Here is a 16,264-nt window from a genome sequence, read left to right as displayed (position 1 = left end):
ATGTTCACCAAGGTCCTGATCGCCAACCGCGGCGAAATCGCCCTGCGTATCCACCGGGCGTGCAAGGAGATGGGCATCTCCACCGTCGCCGTGCACTCCGAGGCCGACCGCGGCGCCATGTGGGTGCGGCTGGCGGACGAAAGCGTCTGCATTGGCCCCGCTCCGGCGGCCAAGAGCTATCTGAACATCCCCTCGATCATCGCGGCGGCCGAGATCACCGGCGCCCAGGCGATCCACCCGGGCTACGGCTTCCTGTCCGAGAACGCCCGCTTCGCCGAGATCGTCGAAGCCCACGGCATGACCTTCATCGGGCCCAAGCCGGACCACATTCGGGTCATGGGCGACAAGATCAGCGCCAAACAGACGGTCAAGGACGCCGGCATCCCGGTCGTTCCGGGTTCTGACGGCGAGGTCGAGACCGTCGAGGCCGCCATCGAGGCGTCCAGGACCATCGGCTTCCCCCTTATTGTCAAGGCGGCCGCCGGCGGCGGCGGACGCGGCATGAAGGTGGCCCTGACCGCAGACGACCTGGTCGAGGCCGTCCAGACCGCCCAGACCGAGGCCAAGGCGGCCTTCGGCAACGGCGCCGTCTACATGGAGCGCTACCTCCAGAAGCCGCGCCACATCGAGATCCAGGTCGTCGCCGACAGCCACGGCAACGTCGTCCATCTGGGCGAACGTGACTGCTCCCTGCAGCGCCGCCACCAGAAGGTGCTGGAAGAGGCCCCCTCGCCCGCCCTGTCGGCGGCCCAGCGCACCGAAATCGGCAAGACGGTCAACAAGGCCATCGCCGCCATCGGCTATCTGGGCGTCGGCACCATCGAGTTCCTGTGGGAGGACGGCGAGTTCTTCTTCATCGAGATGAACACCCGCCTGCAGGTCGAACACCCGGTCACCGAAGCCATCACCGGCGTCGATCTGGTGCGAGAACAGATCCGCATCGCCGCGGGCCTGCCCCTGTCCTTCACCCAGGAAGACATCCATTTCGAGGGCCACGCCATCGAGGTACGGATCAATGCCGAGAACTCGGAAACCTTCACCCCGTCGCCGGGTACAATCACCGACTTCCACGCCCCCGGCGGCCTGGGCGTGCGGCTGGATAGCGCCATCTACGCCGGCTACTCGATCCCGCCCTATTACGACAGCCTGATCGGCAAGCTGATCGTGCACGGGCGCGACCGGGCCGAGTGCGTGGCGCGGCTGAAGCGCAGTCTGGGCGAGATGGTCATCGGCGGCGTCGACACCACCATCCCCCTGTTCCAGCGCCTGCTGGCCGAACCTGACATTCTCAGTGGCGACTACGACATCCACTGGCTGGAGAAGTGGGCCGCCAAACAGGCTCCGAAGGCCTGACCGAGCCCGGCTTCAGCGTGGGTCCTTTCGGCGGCATCGGCCCCGAGGAGCTGCTGAACTGCTATGCGACGGGCGTTTTCCCCATGGGCGAGGCGCGCGACGATCCGCGCATATTCCTGGTCGAACCGGACCAGCGGGGCGTCATTCCGCTGGACGGCTTTCACATCCCGACGCGGCTGAAGCGGACGGTGCGAAGCGCGCCGTTCGAGGTGCGCGTCTCCACCGCCTTCGACGCCGTTCTGGACGCCTGCGCGGCCCCGGGGCCGGGGCGTGAGGACACCTGGATCAACGGTCCGATCCGCCGCCTCTATCTGGCGCTCCAGGCCATGGGTCACGCCCATTCGATCGAGTGCTGGAAGGGCGAGCGGCTGGTCGGCGGCCTGTATGGCGTCACTCTCGGCGGCGCCTTCTTCGGCGAGAGCATGTTCAGCCGCGAGCGCGACGCGTCAAAGGTCGCCCTGGTTCATCTGGTGGCGCGGCTGAAGCGCGGCGGCTGGCGGCTGCTGGACGCCCAGTTCCTGACCGAACACCTCAGCCAGTTCGGAGCGGTGGAAACGCCGCAGGGCGCCTATCTCAAGCTATTGAAGGCGGCGCGGCCATTGAGGCCCAACAGCCGGTCCCTGTTCGAGCCGATGAGCGGAGAGGCGGCGGTCTTCTACGCCTTGCAGCCCACGACCCAGGCGTCATAGAGCGGGTGTTGCAGGCCGCTGATCGCCGGCGTCGAGGCGAACATCCAGCCGCGGAAGATCTGGCGCGGTTCGCGAACGGTGGTGGTGCCCTTGGGCTCCAGGCTGACGTCCACATAGGCGATGGCGTCGGACACCAGTTCATTGTCGGCCGAGACCTCGCAGGCGCGGACACTGAAGATCAGGCTGTCGTTGAACCGCACGGCGCGACCGCCGACCACGACCTCGAACCGCATCCGGTCGGCGGTGATCTTGTCGATCGCTTCGATGATCGCGACGCGGCGACGCTGGCGCGGCAGGGGCGTGTCGGCTTCCTGGATCTTCTCCTCGGCCGGGACCTTGGCGTCGTCCTTGGCCTCGGCCTCGTCGGCGGCGGTCTCCTGGGGAGCGGCGGCCATATCGACCGGGGCGGTCGGAACGATGGCGACCGGAGCCGCTGGCGCGGGCGCGCCGGCCGGAGCGGTCTCGACAGGCGGGGCGTTTCTCAGGATGTCGCCGACCGGATCGGCCGAGGGACGGGCGTCCTGCGGCGGGCTGTTCTGCAGCCCCCCGGCCACGACAACGCCTCCCGCCCCGACGACGGTCAGGGCGACGACAGCGAGGCCGATGAGCCGGGCGCGGTTCACTATTCGGGCTTCCAGGCTTCGTAGTCGCCCGTGGCGGCCGGGCGCACGCCCTCGGCGGCCAGCGAGCCCGGCGGACGCCAGGCCAGCGGGGTGCCGGTCAGGTTGGGCTGGTGGTCCAGCTCCCAGGCGCGGCGCTTGAGCGGCTCCGCGGTCGGCGGCTCGTCGAAGGTGTAGTGGAGCCAGCCGTGCCAGTCGGGCGAGACTTTCGAGGCCTCGGCATAGCCGTTGTAGACGACCCAGCGGCGCTTGCGCCCGTCATAGCTCTTGTTGTCGCGGCTCTCGTAGTAGCGGTTGCCCATCTCGTCCGTGCCGATCAGGTTCGCGCGCTTGGCGATCGTGAACAGGGTGCCGATGGTGGCGCCGTTCCACCAGGTGAAAATCTGAGCAAGCACTGAGTGGGAATCCCATCGAATCCGTGGCGCCGGTCGGTCCGGCGACGCTGGCGCGATCATAGAAACCGGAGGGCTCCGCGTCCAGCGCGACGGCCTTTTCGCGGACATCAACATCTTGGGGGTAACCCCCGCGCTGTCCGCAACATCTATTGATGGCTGTGTCCTGCCTGCCTAGTCTGGGAGAACCTTTCGGCGGAAAGAGTCCCGCATGCGCTTCGCCCCACGCTTCATCGAGCCCGCGAGCCTGATCGCGACCGGCCCTCGCTGGGTCGAGCGCAGCGATTCGGTGGTCGAGATGATCGCGCCGGACGGCTGGTCCGACGCCCGCGTCGAGGCCTGGATGGACTGGGCCGACGGCCTGCCCCAGGACCTGCCCACCGGCATGGCGGCCGAGACGGTGTCCCTCGGGCTGGAGGTGCTCGGCGGACGGATTTCGGGCTGGGCCGGGCGTCTCGCCGTCTGGGGCCGCTCCACAGGGGTCTTCGCCGGGGCCGCCGACGCCCGCACCTTCGCCGAGGAGCTGACCGCCAGCGTCCTGCTGGGCCTCGCCGCCCCCGCCCGGGGTCTGAAGGACGGAGTGCGCCTGCCCGCCAGCATCGGCGCCCCGCCCGCCGCGACGGTTCTCGATCTGGAAGAAGCCTCGGATATCAAGGCTCTGACCGCCGCGCTGGACGGCCGCCGCGCCGCGAAACTGGCCGAGAGCGCCGCCGAGGCCGCCGCCCGGGCCCTGTCGGGCGTCGCCGCCGCCGTGGACCGCTGCGAGGGACCGCGCGGCGACTGCGGCGATCCCGCCCGCAACCCGGCCCTCGCCCGCGCTGCGGCCGCCGCCCGCCGCGCCGGGGCGAGCGACCTCGACATCCTGCGCGCCATCGACGGCGAACGGATCGTCATCGACTTCCCGCCGCTCCCGGTTGAACGGATCGTCGCCGTGGCGGACCGCGCGCCTTTCGCCGCCGCCACGGAGGCCGGCCTCGCGGGCCGCGCCGCCCTGACCGGCGACCTGATCCTGACCTTTGACGCCGCCGACGCCCGGGCCGTGGCGGACCAGCCGCTGGCCGCCGCCTGCGCCCTGAACCTGCCTGTGCTGGCCGCCCTGGCCGAAGGAGCGGAGTTCGCTCCCGCCCTGGAGGCCCTGACCCGGCTGTGGACCACGGCGCTGGAGATCGAACTGACCTCCGGCTTCTCCGCCACCGTCGATCAGGCGCGTCGGCGTCAGGCCGTGCGCCCCGTCGCCCTCGGCCTCGCGGGCGCGGCCGAATGGTTGCTGGCCCAGGGGCTGGTTCCGGACGAGAGGGGGCAAGCCGCCCTCGCGGCCGTGGCCGGCGTCGTCTCGGCCGGCGCCGCCCTGACCGCCTGCGAGCTGACCGAGGCGCTGGGCCCCTGCCCCGAAGGCCCAGCCCTGGCCGGAGAGGCGCTGGACGCCCTGCAGCGCCGTCAGGGCCTACTGGCCGCCCTTGACGCCCGCCAGCCGGCGCCTCTGGCCGCCCATGCCGCGAAGCTGACCGCGGCCGCCCGCAAGGCCATGAAGCGCGACGGCCGCCGGCACGGCTCGATCTCCCTGCTGGTCGACGACGCGGAGCTGGCCCTGCGCCTCGGCGCTCCGGCCTTCGCCCACGCCGCCGTTCTCGAAACCGCCGATGGGGCCGTCGAGCGCCACCTGTCGCCGGCCCTCGTCGCCGCCATGGATGAGGCGGACGCGGCCGCCGCCGAACGCCGCCTGCTGGGCCGCCGCACCCTGGTCGAGGCGCCCGGAGTGGACCACGACATCCTGCGCGCCTTCGGCTTCACCGACGCCGAGCTCGAGTCGGTCGAGATCGCCCTGGCCCAGGTCGAGCGGCTGGAAGACGCCTTCGGGCCTCTGGTGCTGGACCCCGGCTATGTGCGCGACGTGCTGGGCATCGAGGGCGCCGGCCCCCTGCTCCCGCGCCTGGGCCTGTCCGCGGACGCCCTCGCCGCCGCCGAGGCCTATGCCCTGGGCCACGCCGATCTGTCGGGCTGGGATGACGCCCCGGCCGTCCTCGCCGAGACCCTGAACCGCGCACCCGCCGAGATCGAGCGCGACCTGCGCCGCGCGATGGAGCCGTTCAGCGACACACCCGACATCACGCCCGACGCCGTCAGCTGGCGCGCGACCGCCGCCGAGACCTCGGCCCTGCTGGCCGCCGCCGCGAGCGAGGGCCGTCGCGCCGTGCGCCTGCTGCCCGACGCCGCCCCCTCGGGAACGCTGCTCGACCTGCCCGAGCTGGACGCCGCGCCGCGCCGTCCTGAAGCCGCCGCCGAAGTCCCGCCGACCGAGAAGATCGTCGAACGCGTCGTCGAACGCGACCGCACCCGCCGCAAACTTCCCGACCGCCGCAAGGGCTATATCCAGAAGGCGGCCGTCGGCGGCCACAAGGTCTATATCCACACCGGCGAGTACGACGACGGCGAGCTTGGCGAGATCTTCATCGACATGCACAAGGAAGGCGCCGCTTTCCGCAGTCTTATGAATAACTTCGCCATCGCGATTTCCATCGGACTTCAATACGGGGTGCCGCTGGACGAGTTCGTGGACGCCTTCGTCTTCACCCGGTTCGAGCCCGCCGGACGGGTCACCGGCAACGACCGCGTCGGCTCGGCGACCTCGATCCTGGACTACATCTTCCGCGAGCTGGGCGTCTCCTATCTGGACCGGACCGAGCTGGCCAATGCGGACGCCGAGCCGCTGGACGCCGACGGTCTGGGCGCGGGCAAGGCCGACGAACTGGTTCCCGCCGCCCACTTCATCTCCAAGGGCTTCGCCCGGGGCGCGGCGCCCGACAACCTCGTGGTCCTGCCCTTCGGCAAGCGCGAGCCCGAGGCCCGTGTCGTCTCGGTCGCCAACGCCGACGCCTGCCCGGCCTGCGGCGACTTCACCCTGCAGCAACGCGGCGCGGTCCGCGTCTGCGACAGCTGCGGCGCGGCGGAAACCGCAGGCCACGGATCGTAAACACCTCTGCGGTATGGGTCTTTGAAAGATCACAGCGCCGGTTCGCCCGGCCGGAGCCTGCCCGTGAAGAAACCCCTCGTCCTGATCGCCGCCGTCGCGGCGGTCGCCACTCCTGTTCTGGCCCAGAACGCGGGCCAGATCGCCAGCGTCCGCTCCGGCCATGACTGCCGTGGCTGCAACCTGTTCCAGGGCGATTTCTCCAACATCGAGAAGCGCGGGCTGAACCTGACGGGCTCGCGCCTGCGTCAGGCCGACTTCAGCTTGGCGGTCATGAACCGCACCCGTTTCGCCAACACCGACATGCGCGACGTCGAGGCCTATGGCGCGGTCTTCTCCAGCTCCAACTTCTCGGGCGCAAACCTGACCAACGCCAGTTTGGTCGGCGCCTACCTCGAAGGCTCGTCCTTCGCGGGCGCGACCCTGACGGGCGCCAATTTCTCGGGCGCCCAGCTGGCCCGGGCCACCGGCCTGACCCAGCGCCAACTCAACCAGGCCTGCGGCGATGAAGCCACCACCCTGCCCGGCGGCCTGCATATTCCCGCCTGCTGAGCGGCCCGACTGTTACCGCGATTTAAGTAGGCTTTCAGGGGCTTCCGCTTCATTGAGGCGATGTGAAACAGATCGCAGCACTAATCCGTAACGCCTCCGCCGCCGCCCTCGGGCTGGCCGCCGTCGCCTGCGCGACCCAGGCCGCCGCCGAAGTGCGCTTCAGCCTTCAGGACGGAGTGTCGCGTACGGTCACCCTGGGCGGTTCCTGCAACCGCTGCGACCTCTCGGGCCGGAACCTGTCAGGCGCGACCCTGAGCGGCGCCACCTTCATCAGCGCGACCCTGGTCGGCGCCAATCTCCGCGGCGCCGAACTGACGGGCGGCAACTTCACCAACAGCGACTTCAGCCGCGCCAATATGACCGGCACGGAGCTGAACGGCGCCAACTTCACCTCAGCCGCCTTTGTGGATGTGGCCATGAACGGCGCCGAGGCCTCGGGTGGCGTCTTCGCCAACGCCAATATGGCGCGCGTCGATCTGACCGGCGCCGAACTGAGCGCCGTCAACATGAATTCGACAGTGTTGCAGGACGCCCGTCTGACCGGGGCCGAGATGTTCGGCGCCAACCTGGCCAATGTGAACGCCCGCAACACCTCCTTTGCCCACGCCGAGATGCAGGCCGCGAACATGATTTCAGGCGACTTCTCGGGCGCCAATTTCTCGGGCGCCAGCCTGGACAACGCCCGCTTCCGGAACGGCAACTTCAACCGCGCCAACTTCGCGGGCGCCTCGCTGCGTCGGACCGATATCCGCGGCGCCGACCTGTCGCGCGCCGTGGGCCTGACCCAGGACCAGGTCAGCGAGGCCTGCGCCAATGACGAGACCCGTCTGCCGCGCGGCCTGCAGATCGGCAACTGCCGCAGCCGGGTCTTCGTCCGGGTGGCCCCTCCGACCCCGCCGCGCCCGCCGGCAGTTCCGACCCCGCCCGTGCGCCACTACGCCGCGAACGACTGAGGCTCTCCTCCGGACAACAAAAAAGGCGGCCCTCGCAGGCCGCCTTTTTCTTTTTCAGACAATCGCTTCCGATCAGATCTTGATCGGAACGGCGGTGCGGATGTGGACGTCCTTGAGCTGACGCTCCTGCGCCTCGGTCGGGGCGTTCATCAGCAGATCCTCGCCCTGCTGGTTCAGCGGGAAGGCGATGACCTCGCGGATGGCGGTCTCGCCGGCCAGCAGCATGACGATCCGGTCGATGCCGGGAGCCAGACCGCCGTGCGGCGGCGCGCCGTAGCGGAAGGCGTTCAGCATTCCGCCGAACTGATCCTCGACCACCGAGCTGTCATAGCCGGCGATGTTGAAGGCCTTGAGCATGATCTCGGCCTTGTGGTTCCGGATCGCGCCCGAGCACAGCTCATAGCCGTTGCAGACGATGTCGTACTGATAGGCGCGGATGGTCAGCGGGTCCTGGGTCTCCAGAGCCTCCAGACCGCCCTGCGGCATCGAGAAGGGGTTGTGCGAGAAGTCGACCTTCTTCTCTTCCTCGGACCATTCGAACATCGGGAAATCGACGATCCAGCAGAATTTGAACTGGTCTTCGGCGACCAGCTTCAGCTCCGTGCCGACGCGGGTGCGGGCCAGACCCGCGAACTTGGCGAAGGCGGTCGGCAGGCCGGCGACGAAGAAGGCGGCGTCGCCCTGGCCGAGACCCAGCGAGGTCATCAGGGCCTCGGTCGGCTCCTGACCCAGGTTCTTGGCGATCGGGCCGCCCCAGGCGTTCTGATCATCCGACCAGAAGATATAGCCGAGGCCCGGCTGGCCCTCGCCCTGGGCCCAGGAGTTCATGCGGTCGCAGAAGGCGCGCGACCCGCCGGTCGGGGCCGGGATGGCCCAGACGGCGTTCTTTTCGTCTGCGCCGAGGATCTTGGCGAACAGGCCGAAGCCGCCGTCGCGGAAGTGGTCCGAAACGACCTGCATCTTGATCGGGTTGCGGGTGTCGGGCTTGTCGGTGCCGTACCAGGCCATCGACTGGGCGAAGGTCAGGCGCTCGAAGCCGCCGTGCTCGAACGTCTCGCCGAAGTCGTTGGTGAAACTATGTTTTCCATCAATGGGCGACACCGGCAGGCCGTTCGAGAACTCCTCGAACACGCCGTGCATGACGGGCTCGATCGCCGCGAAAACATCCTCTTGCGTGACGAAGCTCATCTCGACGTCGAGCTGGTAGAACTCCAGCGAACGGTCGGCGCGCAGGTCCTCGTCGCGGAAACAGGGGGCGATCTGGAAATAGCGGTCGAAGCCCGAGACCATGAGCAACTGCTTGAACTGCTGCGGGGCCTGCGGCAGGGCGTAGAATTTGCCCGGGTGCAGACGCGACGGCACCAGGAAGTCGCGCGCGCCTTCGGGCGAGGACGCCGTGAGGATCGGGGTCTGGTACTCCAGGAAGCCCTGACCGACCATGCGCTGGCGGATCGAGGAGATCACCTTCGAGCGCAGGACGATGTTCTTGTGCAGACGCTCGCGACGCAGGTCGAGGAAGCGGTTCTGCAGGCGGATTTCCTCGGGGTACTCCTGATCGCCGAAGACCGGCATCGGCAGCTCAGCGGCTTCCGACAGGACTTCCAGGCCGGCGACGCGGACCTCCACCTCGCCGGTAGGCAGCAGGGGGTTCACGGTCGAGGGGTCGCGCATGACGGCTTCACCGTCGATGCGGATCACGCTTTCGGCGCGCAGGCGCTCGACGATCTCGAAGCCCGGGGTCGACGGGTGCAGCACCAGCTGGGTGATGCCGTAGTGGTCGCGCAGGTCGACGAACAGCAGGCCGCCGAGGTCGCGCTTGCGGTGAACCCAGCCCGAAAGACGCACATTGGCGCCCGCGTCCGAAGACCGGAGAGCGCCGCAGGTGTGGGAGCGATAGGCGTGCATGAACAAATTTCGTCTGAAGCGGCCGCCCAAAACAGGGAAGGCCGGCGGGAATTGGAAGGCGCGGAAGGGCGCATCATCGCCCCCGAAAGTCAAGGTCGGAGCCCATTTCACGACCTTGTCCACAGGCCGGCGAATCCACATATCAACGGGCGTCCAGTCCAGCGGAAGCCGCTCATGTTCCTGATCGAGATCACCTACACCCGCCCCATCGAGGAGATCGAGGCGAAGACGGCCGAACATCGGGCCTGGCTGGACGAGCAGATCGCCGACGGCCTGCTGATCCTCACCGGCCCCAAGGTTCCGCGCACCGGCGGCTTCCTGATCGCCCGCGGCGGCAAGTCGCTGGACGAGGTCACCGCCATCATGAAGCAGGACCCGTTCGCCGCGCACGGCCTGGCCGACTACCGCGTCGTCGAGTTCGCGGCGGGTCGGATCAACCCCGCCCTGGCCGAATTCGTCTGAAGCCACCCACAGGACGACCGTCTTGTCCCCGATGTCCCCCGTTTCCGTCGCCTTCCCGTTAACCGCGTTTTCGATGCGGGGTGGTAGGATGACACCATGCCGGGACGTCTCGCCATGACCGATCAACTCCGCCTGCCGCTGCAGAGCGACGTGCCCCAGGGCGCGTCGACCTTCGTGCGCTCGGCCTCCAACGAAGAGGCCGTGCGGGTGCTGGAGCGCTGGCCCGATGCGGCCGGTCAGGTCATGGCCATCTGCGGCCCCGCCGGCTGCGGCAAGAGCCATCTGGCCGCCATCTGGGCCGAGCGGGTCGGCGCCGTGGCCCTGAACGGCGCCGAGGCCGCCCACCACGATCCGCTGGAGCTGGAAGGCCGCCCTGTCCTTTTGGACATCGCCCAGGACGCCGACGACGAGACCCTGTTCCACCTGATCAACCTGGCCCAGGCCGATGGCGGGGCCCTGCTGCTGGTCTCGCGCCCCTCCCCGCGCTTCTGGAAGGTCCAGGTGCCCGACCTGCGCTCGCGGCTCGACTCGATCCGGGTCACGGCGATGGAGGAGCCCGACGACGTCGTCCTGGCCGCCATCCTGCGCGCCCGATTCGCCGAACGCAGCATTACCCCGACCGATGAGGTCATCGACTATCTGGTGCGGCGTATCGACCGGTCCGCCGCCGCCGTGGAAGACGTCGTCGCCCGCCTCGACGAGCAGCATCGCCCGGTCACGCGGGCCCTGGCCCGTCAGGTGCTGGAAGCCGCCCAGACTCTTCCTGACGAAGAAGACGCCGCGGACGACGAAGAGAACTGAACAGCGAGGTTGCAGCCGTCACGAACGCGCTCCACAACCTGTATCCATGTCCGATGCCGTGATTGCCGACACCACCACCGGAGAAGAGGTTCCCTCTTCCCGCGCGCCTCAGCTGGCTCTGTCCGAAGAGCTGATGGCGTCGCCCGAACGGTTCTTCAACCGCGAGATCAGCTGGCTGAAGTTCAACGCCCGAGTGCTGGAGGAGGCCGCCAACCCGACGCATCCGCTGCTGGAACGGCTGCGCTTCCTGTCGATCTCGGCCAACAATCTGGATGAGTTCTTCATGACCCGGGTCGCTGGCCTTAAGGGTCAGGTGCGCGAGCGGGTCCGGGTGTTGTCCTCCGACGGTCTGACGCCGGCCGAACAGCTGGAGAGGGTGAATCTGGCCGCCGGCGAGCTGATGGCCGAGCAGCAGTCGCGCTGGGCCCAGCTGCGCAAGGAGCTGACCGAGGCCGGCATCGAGGTCATCCATTCGGCCAAGATCACCCGGACCGAGCGCGACCGGCTGGAGCCGGAGTTCCTGAACCAGCTGTTCGCGGTCCTGACGCCCCTGGCCATCGACCCGGCCCACCCCTTCCCCTTCCTGCCCAACCTCGGCTTCTCCCTGGTGCTCAAGCTGCGCCGCCACGCCGACAACCGGGTGCTCTACGCCCTGGTGCCCGTGCCGACCCAGGTGCGCCGCTTCTGGGAGCTGCCGGTCGACGGCCGCTCCAAGTCGGGCCGCAGGCGTTTCGTGACGCTGGAAAGCCTGCTGCTGCTGTTCATCGACCACCTGTTCCCCGGTTGCGAGGTGCTGGAGCGCGGCTTGATCCGTCTGATCCGCGACTCGGACATCGAGATCGAGGAAGAGGCCGAGGATCTGGTTCTCGAATATGAGGAAGCCCTCAAGCAGCGTCGTCTCGGCGAGGTGGTGCGGGTCAAGATCGAGGCCTCGACCCCCGACGACCTGCGCGACTTCATCGTCACCGAGTTGAAGGCCGCGCCCCAGGACGTGGTCATGGTCCAGGGCATGCTGGGTCTGGCCCAGCTTTCCGAACTGATCCCGCCCGGCCATCCGGACCTGAAATTCCCGGGCTATGAGCCCCGCTATCCCGAACGCGTCCGCGACCAGGGCGGCGACGTCTTCGCCGCCGTGCGCGAGAAGGACATCCTGATCCACCACCCGTTCGAGAGCTTCGACGTGGTGGTGCAGTTCCTGCGCCAGGCCGCGCGGGACCCCAACGTCATCGCGATCAAGCAGACGCTCTACCGCACCTCCAAGGACAGCCCGATCGTCGCAGCCCTGATCGAGGCGGCCGAGAACGGCAAGAACGTCGTCGCCCTGGTCGAGATCAAGGCCCGGTTCGACGAGGAGGCCAACCTGCGCTGGGCCCGGGCCATGGAGCGGGCCGGCGTGCACGTCGTCTTCGGCTTCGTCGAGTACAAAACCCACGCCAAGCTCAGCGTCGTCGTCCGGCGCGAGGGCGAGGGCCTGAAGACCTACTGCCACTTCGGCACCGGCAACTATCACCCGGTGACGGCCAAGATTTACACCGACCTCAGCCTTTTCAGCTCTGACCCGGTCCTGGCCCGCGATGCCGGGCGGGTGTTCAACTACATCACCGGCTATGCCGAGCCGGAAGAGCTGGAAGCCCTGGTCGTCTCGCCCATCAATATGAAGGCGACCCTGATCGAGCTGATCGGCAAGGAGATGTCGGCGGCGGCCATGGGCAAGCCCGCGGCCATCTGGGTCAAACTCAATGCGCTGGTCGATCCCGAGATCATCGACGCCCTGTATCGCGCCAGCCAGTGGGGCGTGCGCATCGAGCTGGTGGTGCGTGGCATCTGCTGCCTGCGTCCCGGCGTGCCGGGACTGTCGGAGAACATCCGGGTCAAGTCGATCGTCGGTCGCTTCCTGGAGCACAGCCGCATCGTCTGTTTCGCCAACGGCCGCGACCTGCCGCACGACAAGGCCAAACTCTTCATCTCCTCGGCCGACTGGATGGAGCGGAACCTCAATCGGCGGGTCGAGCTGATGACCCCGATCCGCAACGCCACCGTCCACGATCAGGTGCTGGACCAGATCATGGTCGCCAACCTCAAGGACGACGCCCAGAGCTGGACACTGGACGCCGAGGGGAACTATGTGCGCGTCACCCCGGCCGATCCGGAACGGCCCTTCTCGGCGCACAAATACTTCATGACCAACCCCAGCCTCTCGGGCCGCGGCCGCAAGGTGAAGAACAAGCCCGAAGCCCTGCGCTACGTGCGCCCCTCGCGTTGAGCCCGACCTAAGTGATCGAATCCTACATCGCCCCGCGGGAGGCGGCGGTCGTCGATATCGGCTCCAACTCCGTGCGCCTGGTGCTCTACCGGCTTGAAGGGCGCGCCATCTGGACGGTGTTCAACGAAAAGGTCCTCGCGGGTCTGGGCCGCGACCTGCCCGCGACCGGGAAGCTTTCGCCCGTCGGCGTCGAAATGGCCCTGACGGCGCTCAGGCGATTCGCGGCGGTGCTGGAGAGCGTGCGCCCGGCCTATCTGCATGTGACCGCCACCGCTGCCGTGCGCGACGCCATCGACGGCCCCGAGTTCTGCCAGCGTGTCGCCGCCGAGACGGGGCTTCAGGTCCGCGTCCTGTCGGGCGAGGAAGAGGCCCGCTATTCGGCGCTCGGCGTGCTGGCGGGCGATCCGACGGCCGAGGGGGTCGCGGCCGACATGGGCGGCTCCAGCCTTGAGCTCATCCGGCTGGAGGGCCAGACGCTCAAGCCCGGGATCACCCTGCCGCTGGGCCCGTTCAGCCTGGCCGATCCCGCCGGCTTCGACACCGGCCGCCTGCGCGCCACCATCGCCGAGCGGCTCAAGCCCGCGGCCAAGCCCTTCGCCACCGACAGCCTGCACGCCGTCGGCGGCGGCTGGCGCTCCCTGGCCCAGCTGCACATGGCCATGAACGGCTATCCGATCCGGATCGTGCACCAGTACGCTATGAACGCCGACGATGCGCGCGGCGTGGCCCGGCTGGTGGCCCAGCAGTCGCGCGCCTCGCTGGACCGCCTGCCCGGCCTGTCGAAGAAGCGCGCCGAGACCCTGCCCTACTCCGCCCTCGTGCTGGAGGGGCTGATCGACCGTCTCGGCCTCAAGACCATCCACTTCTCGGCCTGGGGCCTGCGCGAGGGGCTTCTGTTCGAGGCCCTGGACCGCGACGAGGCCGTCGAGGACCCGCTGATCGCGGGCTGCGCGGCCCTGGGCGGCCGCCAGGGCATCTCGCCGACCCTGCCCGGCGCCCTGCGCGGCTGGCTCGCGGACGTCATCGCCGCCCTGCCCCCGGCGTTCGGTCGTCGGCGCGACGACGTCCTGGCCTCGGCCGCCTGCCAGCTGGCCGACCTCGGCGCCCGGCTGCATCCCGACCACCGGCTGGAGCTGGTCTTCGATCAGGTCCTGCGGGCGCCCATCCCGGGCCAGAGCCACGCCGAACGCGTCTTCCTGGCCTGTGTACTCAACGCCCGCTACGGCGGCTCGGCGGCGACGCCCGATCCCGCGGCGGTCGATCGGTTGCTGGACGAGACCGCCCGCCAGCGCGCCCGCGCCCTGGGCCTGGCCATGCGCCTCGGCTGCGACCTCTCGGGCCGCTCGCCCCAGCTTCTGGCCAACGCCTCGGTCACGGTCGATCGCGGTCTGCTGCGTCTCACGGCCTCAGACGGCTATGCCGACGTCCTGCTGGGCGAACAGACCCGCCGTCGCGCCAAGGCCCTGGCCGAGGCCATGAAGCTCAAGCTGGACATCTGACGCTGCCGAGGATCATTCTCCCGGCGAAACCAAAGGGGGAATATCATGGCGGTGACCGGGATCGGCGGCTTCTTCTTCAGGGCGAAGGACCCCAAGGCGCTCGGCGCCTGGTATCTGGAGCATCTGGGCGTCGGGGCGCCCGAGGGCCAGTTCGTCTGGGACCAGCAGGCCGGCCCGACCGTCTTCGCCCCGTTCAAGGCCGATACGGATTACTTCCCGGCCGAGAAGCAGTTCATGATCAACCTGCGCGTCGACGATCTCGACACCCTGCTGGCCAGCCTGCGGGTCGCCGGCGTCGAGGCCATCACCAAGGCCGAATGGGACAGCCCCGAGGTCGGCCGCTTCGCCCGCATCCAGGACCCCGAAGGCAACCAGATCGAACTCTGGGAACCGGTGAAGTAACTCTCCTCCCCGTTCGCCGCCGGGCGAATGGGGAGGTGGATCGGCGGCGCTCAGCCGACGAGACGGAGGGGGCGAGGAGAGTTTTTCAGGTGAGGAACTCGGCGGCCGGCACGGTGTCGCCCCCTCCGTCTCCTCGCAAGCGCTCGGAGCCACCTCCCCATCGCTGCGCGACGGGGAGGAGACGTCAGAACTACTCGATCTCGACGACCTCGACCCGCGGGCCGTTCAGGACCAGGGCGATCTCGCCGCGCTTGAGCTTGAGCGCGTCCTCGCCGAACAGCTGACGCCGCCAGCCGTGCAGGGCCTCGACCTCGGCGGTGTCCGACAAGGCGATCTTCTCCAGATCGGCGACCGTGGCGATCAGCTTGGAAGCCACGCCGGCGTTGTCGCTCTTGGCCTTGAGCAGCACCTTGAGCAGCTCGACCACCGACGGCGGGGCCGGCTGGTTGTGCGACGGACGATCCAGCTTGGGCGCATGGGCCTCGGGGTCGGCCATGACCCGCTTCAGCTCCTCGATCAGTTCCAGCCCCAACCGCGAGCCGCCGAAACCCTTGGGCACCGAGCGCAGGCGGTTGAAGGCCTCGACGTCGGTCGGCGCCTGGGTGGCGATCTCGTCGATGGCCTCGTCCTTGAGGATGCGGCCGCGCGGCTGGTCGCGCTCCTGCGCCGCCGTCTCGCGCCACACCGCCGTCGCCTTGAAGGCCGCGAGGTATTTGGCCGCGTACTTCTTGGGCCGCAGACGCTTCCAGGCGTTGTCGGGCGTGGTGTCATAGAGGGCGGGATCGACCAGATCCTCCATCTCCGACGTCACCCAGTCCAGACGGCCCTCCCGGGACAGCCGGTCGCGCAGCTTGGGATAGAGGGCCGCGAGGTGGGTCACATCGCCGATGGCGTAGGTCAGTTGGGCGTCCGACAGCGGGCGGCGAGCCCAGTCGGTGAAGCGGCTGCCCTTGTCGAGATCGACCTTCAGCATCTGGCGCACGAGCGAGTCGTAGCTGACCTGATCGCCGAACCCGGCGGCCATGGCCGCGACCTGGGTGTCGAACATCGGCTTGGGCATGGCGCCCAGTTTGACGAAGATCTCGGTGTCCTGACGCGCGGCGTGGAAGACCTTGATCACGGCCGGGTCGCGCAGGATGTCCAGGAAGGGCTCCAGATCCAGACCGTCCGCCAGCGGATCGATGATCGCCTCATGCGTCGGGGTCGCAGCCTGGATCAGGCACAGCTTGGGCCAATAGGTGGTCTCGCGCATGAACTCGGTGTCCACGGCGATGAACGGAGCCTGCGCAACGGCCTCACAGAAAGCAACCAGCGCGTCATTGGTGGTGATTGGCGTCATTCGGATGCTATAGCCCCGCGCGACGCCTTTGTGGCAAGAGCCGCAACACATTTCCGCACTGATTCA

General features: G+C 68.7%; 14 protein-coding genes. 10 read left to right on the top strand and 4 right to left on the bottom strand.

Annotated features, from left to right (window positions below; translation table 11 throughout):
• The gene (gene accC / locus IFJ75_RS06155; RefSeq protein WP_207931736.1) at nucleotides 1-1,353 is read left to right on the top strand and encodes an acetyl-CoA carboxylase biotin carboxylase subunit; all 1,353 of its coding nucleotides are present in this window, start codon (nucleotides 1-3) and stop codon (nucleotides 1,351-1,353) included.
• 83 nt (nucleotides 1,354-1,436) lie between these two features.
• The gene (gene aat, locus IFJ75_RS06150) at nucleotides 1,437-2,042 is read left to right on the top strand and encodes a leucyl/phenylalanyl-tRNA--protein transferase (protein WP_263973041.1); all 606 of its coding nucleotides are present in this window, start codon (nucleotides 1,437-1,439) and stop codon (nucleotides 2,040-2,042) included.
• On the opposite strand, the gene IFJ75_RS06145 is transcribed toward aat, so the two are convergent.
• Both IFJ75_RS06145 and IFJ75_RS06140 read right to left on the bottom strand, forming a co-directional pair.
• A complete protein-coding gene (locus IFJ75_RS06145; RefSeq protein ID WP_225897017.1) occupies nucleotides 2,009-2,665 on the bottom strand; it encodes a DUF2155 domain-containing protein in 657 nt (218 codons plus the stop codon). The genes aat and IFJ75_RS06145 overlap by 34 nt on opposite strands.
• The gene (locus IFJ75_RS06140) at nucleotides 2,665-3,057 is read right to left on the bottom strand and encodes an NADH:ubiquinone oxidoreductase subunit NDUFA12 (protein WP_207931735.1); all 393 of its coding nucleotides are present in this window, start codon (nucleotides 3,055-3,057) and stop codon (nucleotides 2,665-2,667) included. The genes IFJ75_RS06145 and IFJ75_RS06140 overlap by 1 nt, the downstream gene beginning before the upstream one ends.
• 208 nt (nucleotides 3,058-3,265) lie before the next feature.
• On the opposite strand from IFJ75_RS06140, the gene IFJ75_RS06135 reads away from it, so the two are divergent.
• From IFJ75_RS06135 to IFJ75_RS06125, 3 genes are all read left to right on the top strand, one after another.
• Nucleotides 3,266-6,025, top strand: a complete 2,760-nt coding sequence (locus tag IFJ75_RS06135; RefSeq protein WP_207931734.1) for a TSCPD domain-containing protein — start codon at nucleotides 3,266-3,268, stop codon at nucleotides 6,023-6,025.
• A 63-nt stretch (nucleotides 6,026-6,088) separates the two neighbouring features.
• Nucleotides 6,089-6,574, top strand: coding sequence for a pentapeptide repeat-containing protein (locus IFJ75_RS06130; RefSeq protein ID WP_207931733.1), 486 nt, complete (start codon nucleotides 6,089-6,091; stop codon nucleotides 6,572-6,574).
• Between the two features lie 62 nt (nucleotides 6,575-6,636).
• Nucleotides 6,637-7,527 carry a pentapeptide repeat-containing protein gene (locus IFJ75_RS06125; protein ID WP_207931732.1) on the top strand — a complete coding sequence of 297 codons (891 nt, stop codon included), beginning with the start codon at nucleotides 6,637-6,639 and terminating at the stop codon, nucleotides 7,525-7,527.
• A gap of 72 nt (nucleotides 7,528-7,599) precedes the next feature.
• On the opposite strand, the gene aspS is transcribed toward IFJ75_RS06125, so the two are convergent.
• Nucleotides 7,600-9,432, bottom strand: coding sequence for an aspartate--tRNA ligase (gene aspS / locus IFJ75_RS06120; protein WP_207931731.1), 1,833 nt, complete (start codon nucleotides 9,430-9,432; stop codon nucleotides 7,600-7,602).
• A 174-nt stretch (nucleotides 9,433-9,606) separates the two neighbouring features.
• On the opposite strand from aspS, the gene IFJ75_RS06115 reads away from it, so the two are divergent.
• From IFJ75_RS06115 to IFJ75_RS06095, 5 genes are all read left to right on the top strand, one after another.
• Entirely contained in the window at nucleotides 9,607-9,894 is a 288-nt protein-coding gene (locus IFJ75_RS06115) for a YciI family protein (RefSeq protein WP_207931730.1), read from the top strand.
• Nucleotides 9,895-10,008: 114 nt separating this feature from the next.
• Entirely contained in the window at nucleotides 10,009-10,695 is a 687-nt protein-coding gene (locus IFJ75_RS06110) for a P-loop NTPase family protein (RefSeq protein ID WP_225897016.1), read from the top strand.
• Between the two features lie 46 nt (nucleotides 10,696-10,741).
• Nucleotides 10,742-12,958 (top strand): RNA degradosome polyphosphate kinase, encoded by a 2,217-nt coding sequence (locus IFJ75_RS06105; RefSeq protein WP_207931728.1) that lies wholly within the window; start codon nucleotides 10,742-10,744, stop codon nucleotides 12,956-12,958.
• Nucleotides 12,959-12,969: 11 nt separating this feature from the next.
• Entirely contained in the window at nucleotides 12,970-14,457 is a 1,488-nt protein-coding gene (locus IFJ75_RS06100) for a Ppx/GppA phosphatase family protein (RefSeq protein ID WP_207931727.1), read from the top strand.
• A 45-nt stretch (nucleotides 14,458-14,502) separates the two neighbouring features.
• A complete protein-coding gene (locus IFJ75_RS06095; RefSeq protein WP_207931726.1) occupies nucleotides 14,503-14,859 on the top strand; it encodes a VOC family protein in 357 nt (118 codons plus the stop codon).
• A 190-nt stretch (nucleotides 14,860-15,049) separates the two neighbouring features.
• Here IFJ75_RS06095 and rnd read toward each other — a convergent pair whose 3' ends face one another.
• Nucleotides 15,050-16,198 carry a ribonuclease D gene (gene rnd / locus IFJ75_RS06090; RefSeq protein WP_207931725.1) on the bottom strand — a complete coding sequence of 383 codons (1,149 nt, stop codon included), beginning with the start codon at nucleotides 16,196-16,198 and terminating at the stop codon, nucleotides 15,050-15,052.
• Nucleotides 16,199-16,264: the final 66 nt, after the last annotated feature.

This window comes from Brevundimonas goettingensis, from assembly GCF_017487405.1.
Taxonomy (GTDB): domain Bacteria; phylum Pseudomonadota; class Alphaproteobacteria; order Caulobacterales; family Caulobacteraceae; genus Brevundimonas; species Brevundimonas goettingensis.
The sequence above is the reverse complement of the archived record's forward strand: the minus strand, read 5'-3'. Positions and strand labels throughout refer to the sequence as shown.

Bases quoted from the DNA above. Each gene is read 5' to 3' on its own strand.
- aspS (WP_207931731.1), bottom strand. From the start codon at position 9,432: ATGCACGCCTATCGCTCCCACACCTGCGGCGCTCTCCGGTCTTCGGAC.
- accC (WP_207931736.1), top strand. From the start codon at position 1: ATGTTCACCAAGGTCCTGATCGCCAACCGCGGCGAAATCGCCCTGCGT.
- IFJ75_RS06135 (WP_207931734.1), top strand. From the start codon at position 3,266: ATGCGCTTCGCCCCACGCTTCATCGAGCCCGCGAGCCTGATCGCGACC.
- IFJ75_RS06115 (WP_207931730.1), top strand. From the start codon at position 9,607: ATGTTCCTGATCGAGATCACCTACACCCGCCCCATCGAGGAGATCGAG.
- IFJ75_RS06105 (WP_207931728.1), top strand. From the start codon at position 10,742: ATGTCCGATGCCGTGATTGCCGACACCACCACCGGAGAAGAGGTTCCC.
- aat (WP_263973041.1), top strand. From the start codon at position 1,437: ATGGGCGAGGCGCGCGACGATCCGCGCATATTCCTGGTCGAACCGGAC.
- IFJ75_RS06110 (WP_225897016.1), top strand. From the start codon at position 10,009: ATGACCGATCAACTCCGCCTGCCGCTGCAGAGCGACGTGCCCCAGGGC.
- rnd (WP_207931725.1), bottom strand. From the start codon at position 16,198: ATGACGCCAATCACCACCAATGACGCGCTGGTTGCTTTCTGTGAGGCC.
- IFJ75_RS06095 (WP_207931726.1), top strand. From the start codon at position 14,503: ATGGCGGTGACCGGGATCGGCGGCTTCTTCTTCAGGGCGAAGGACCCC.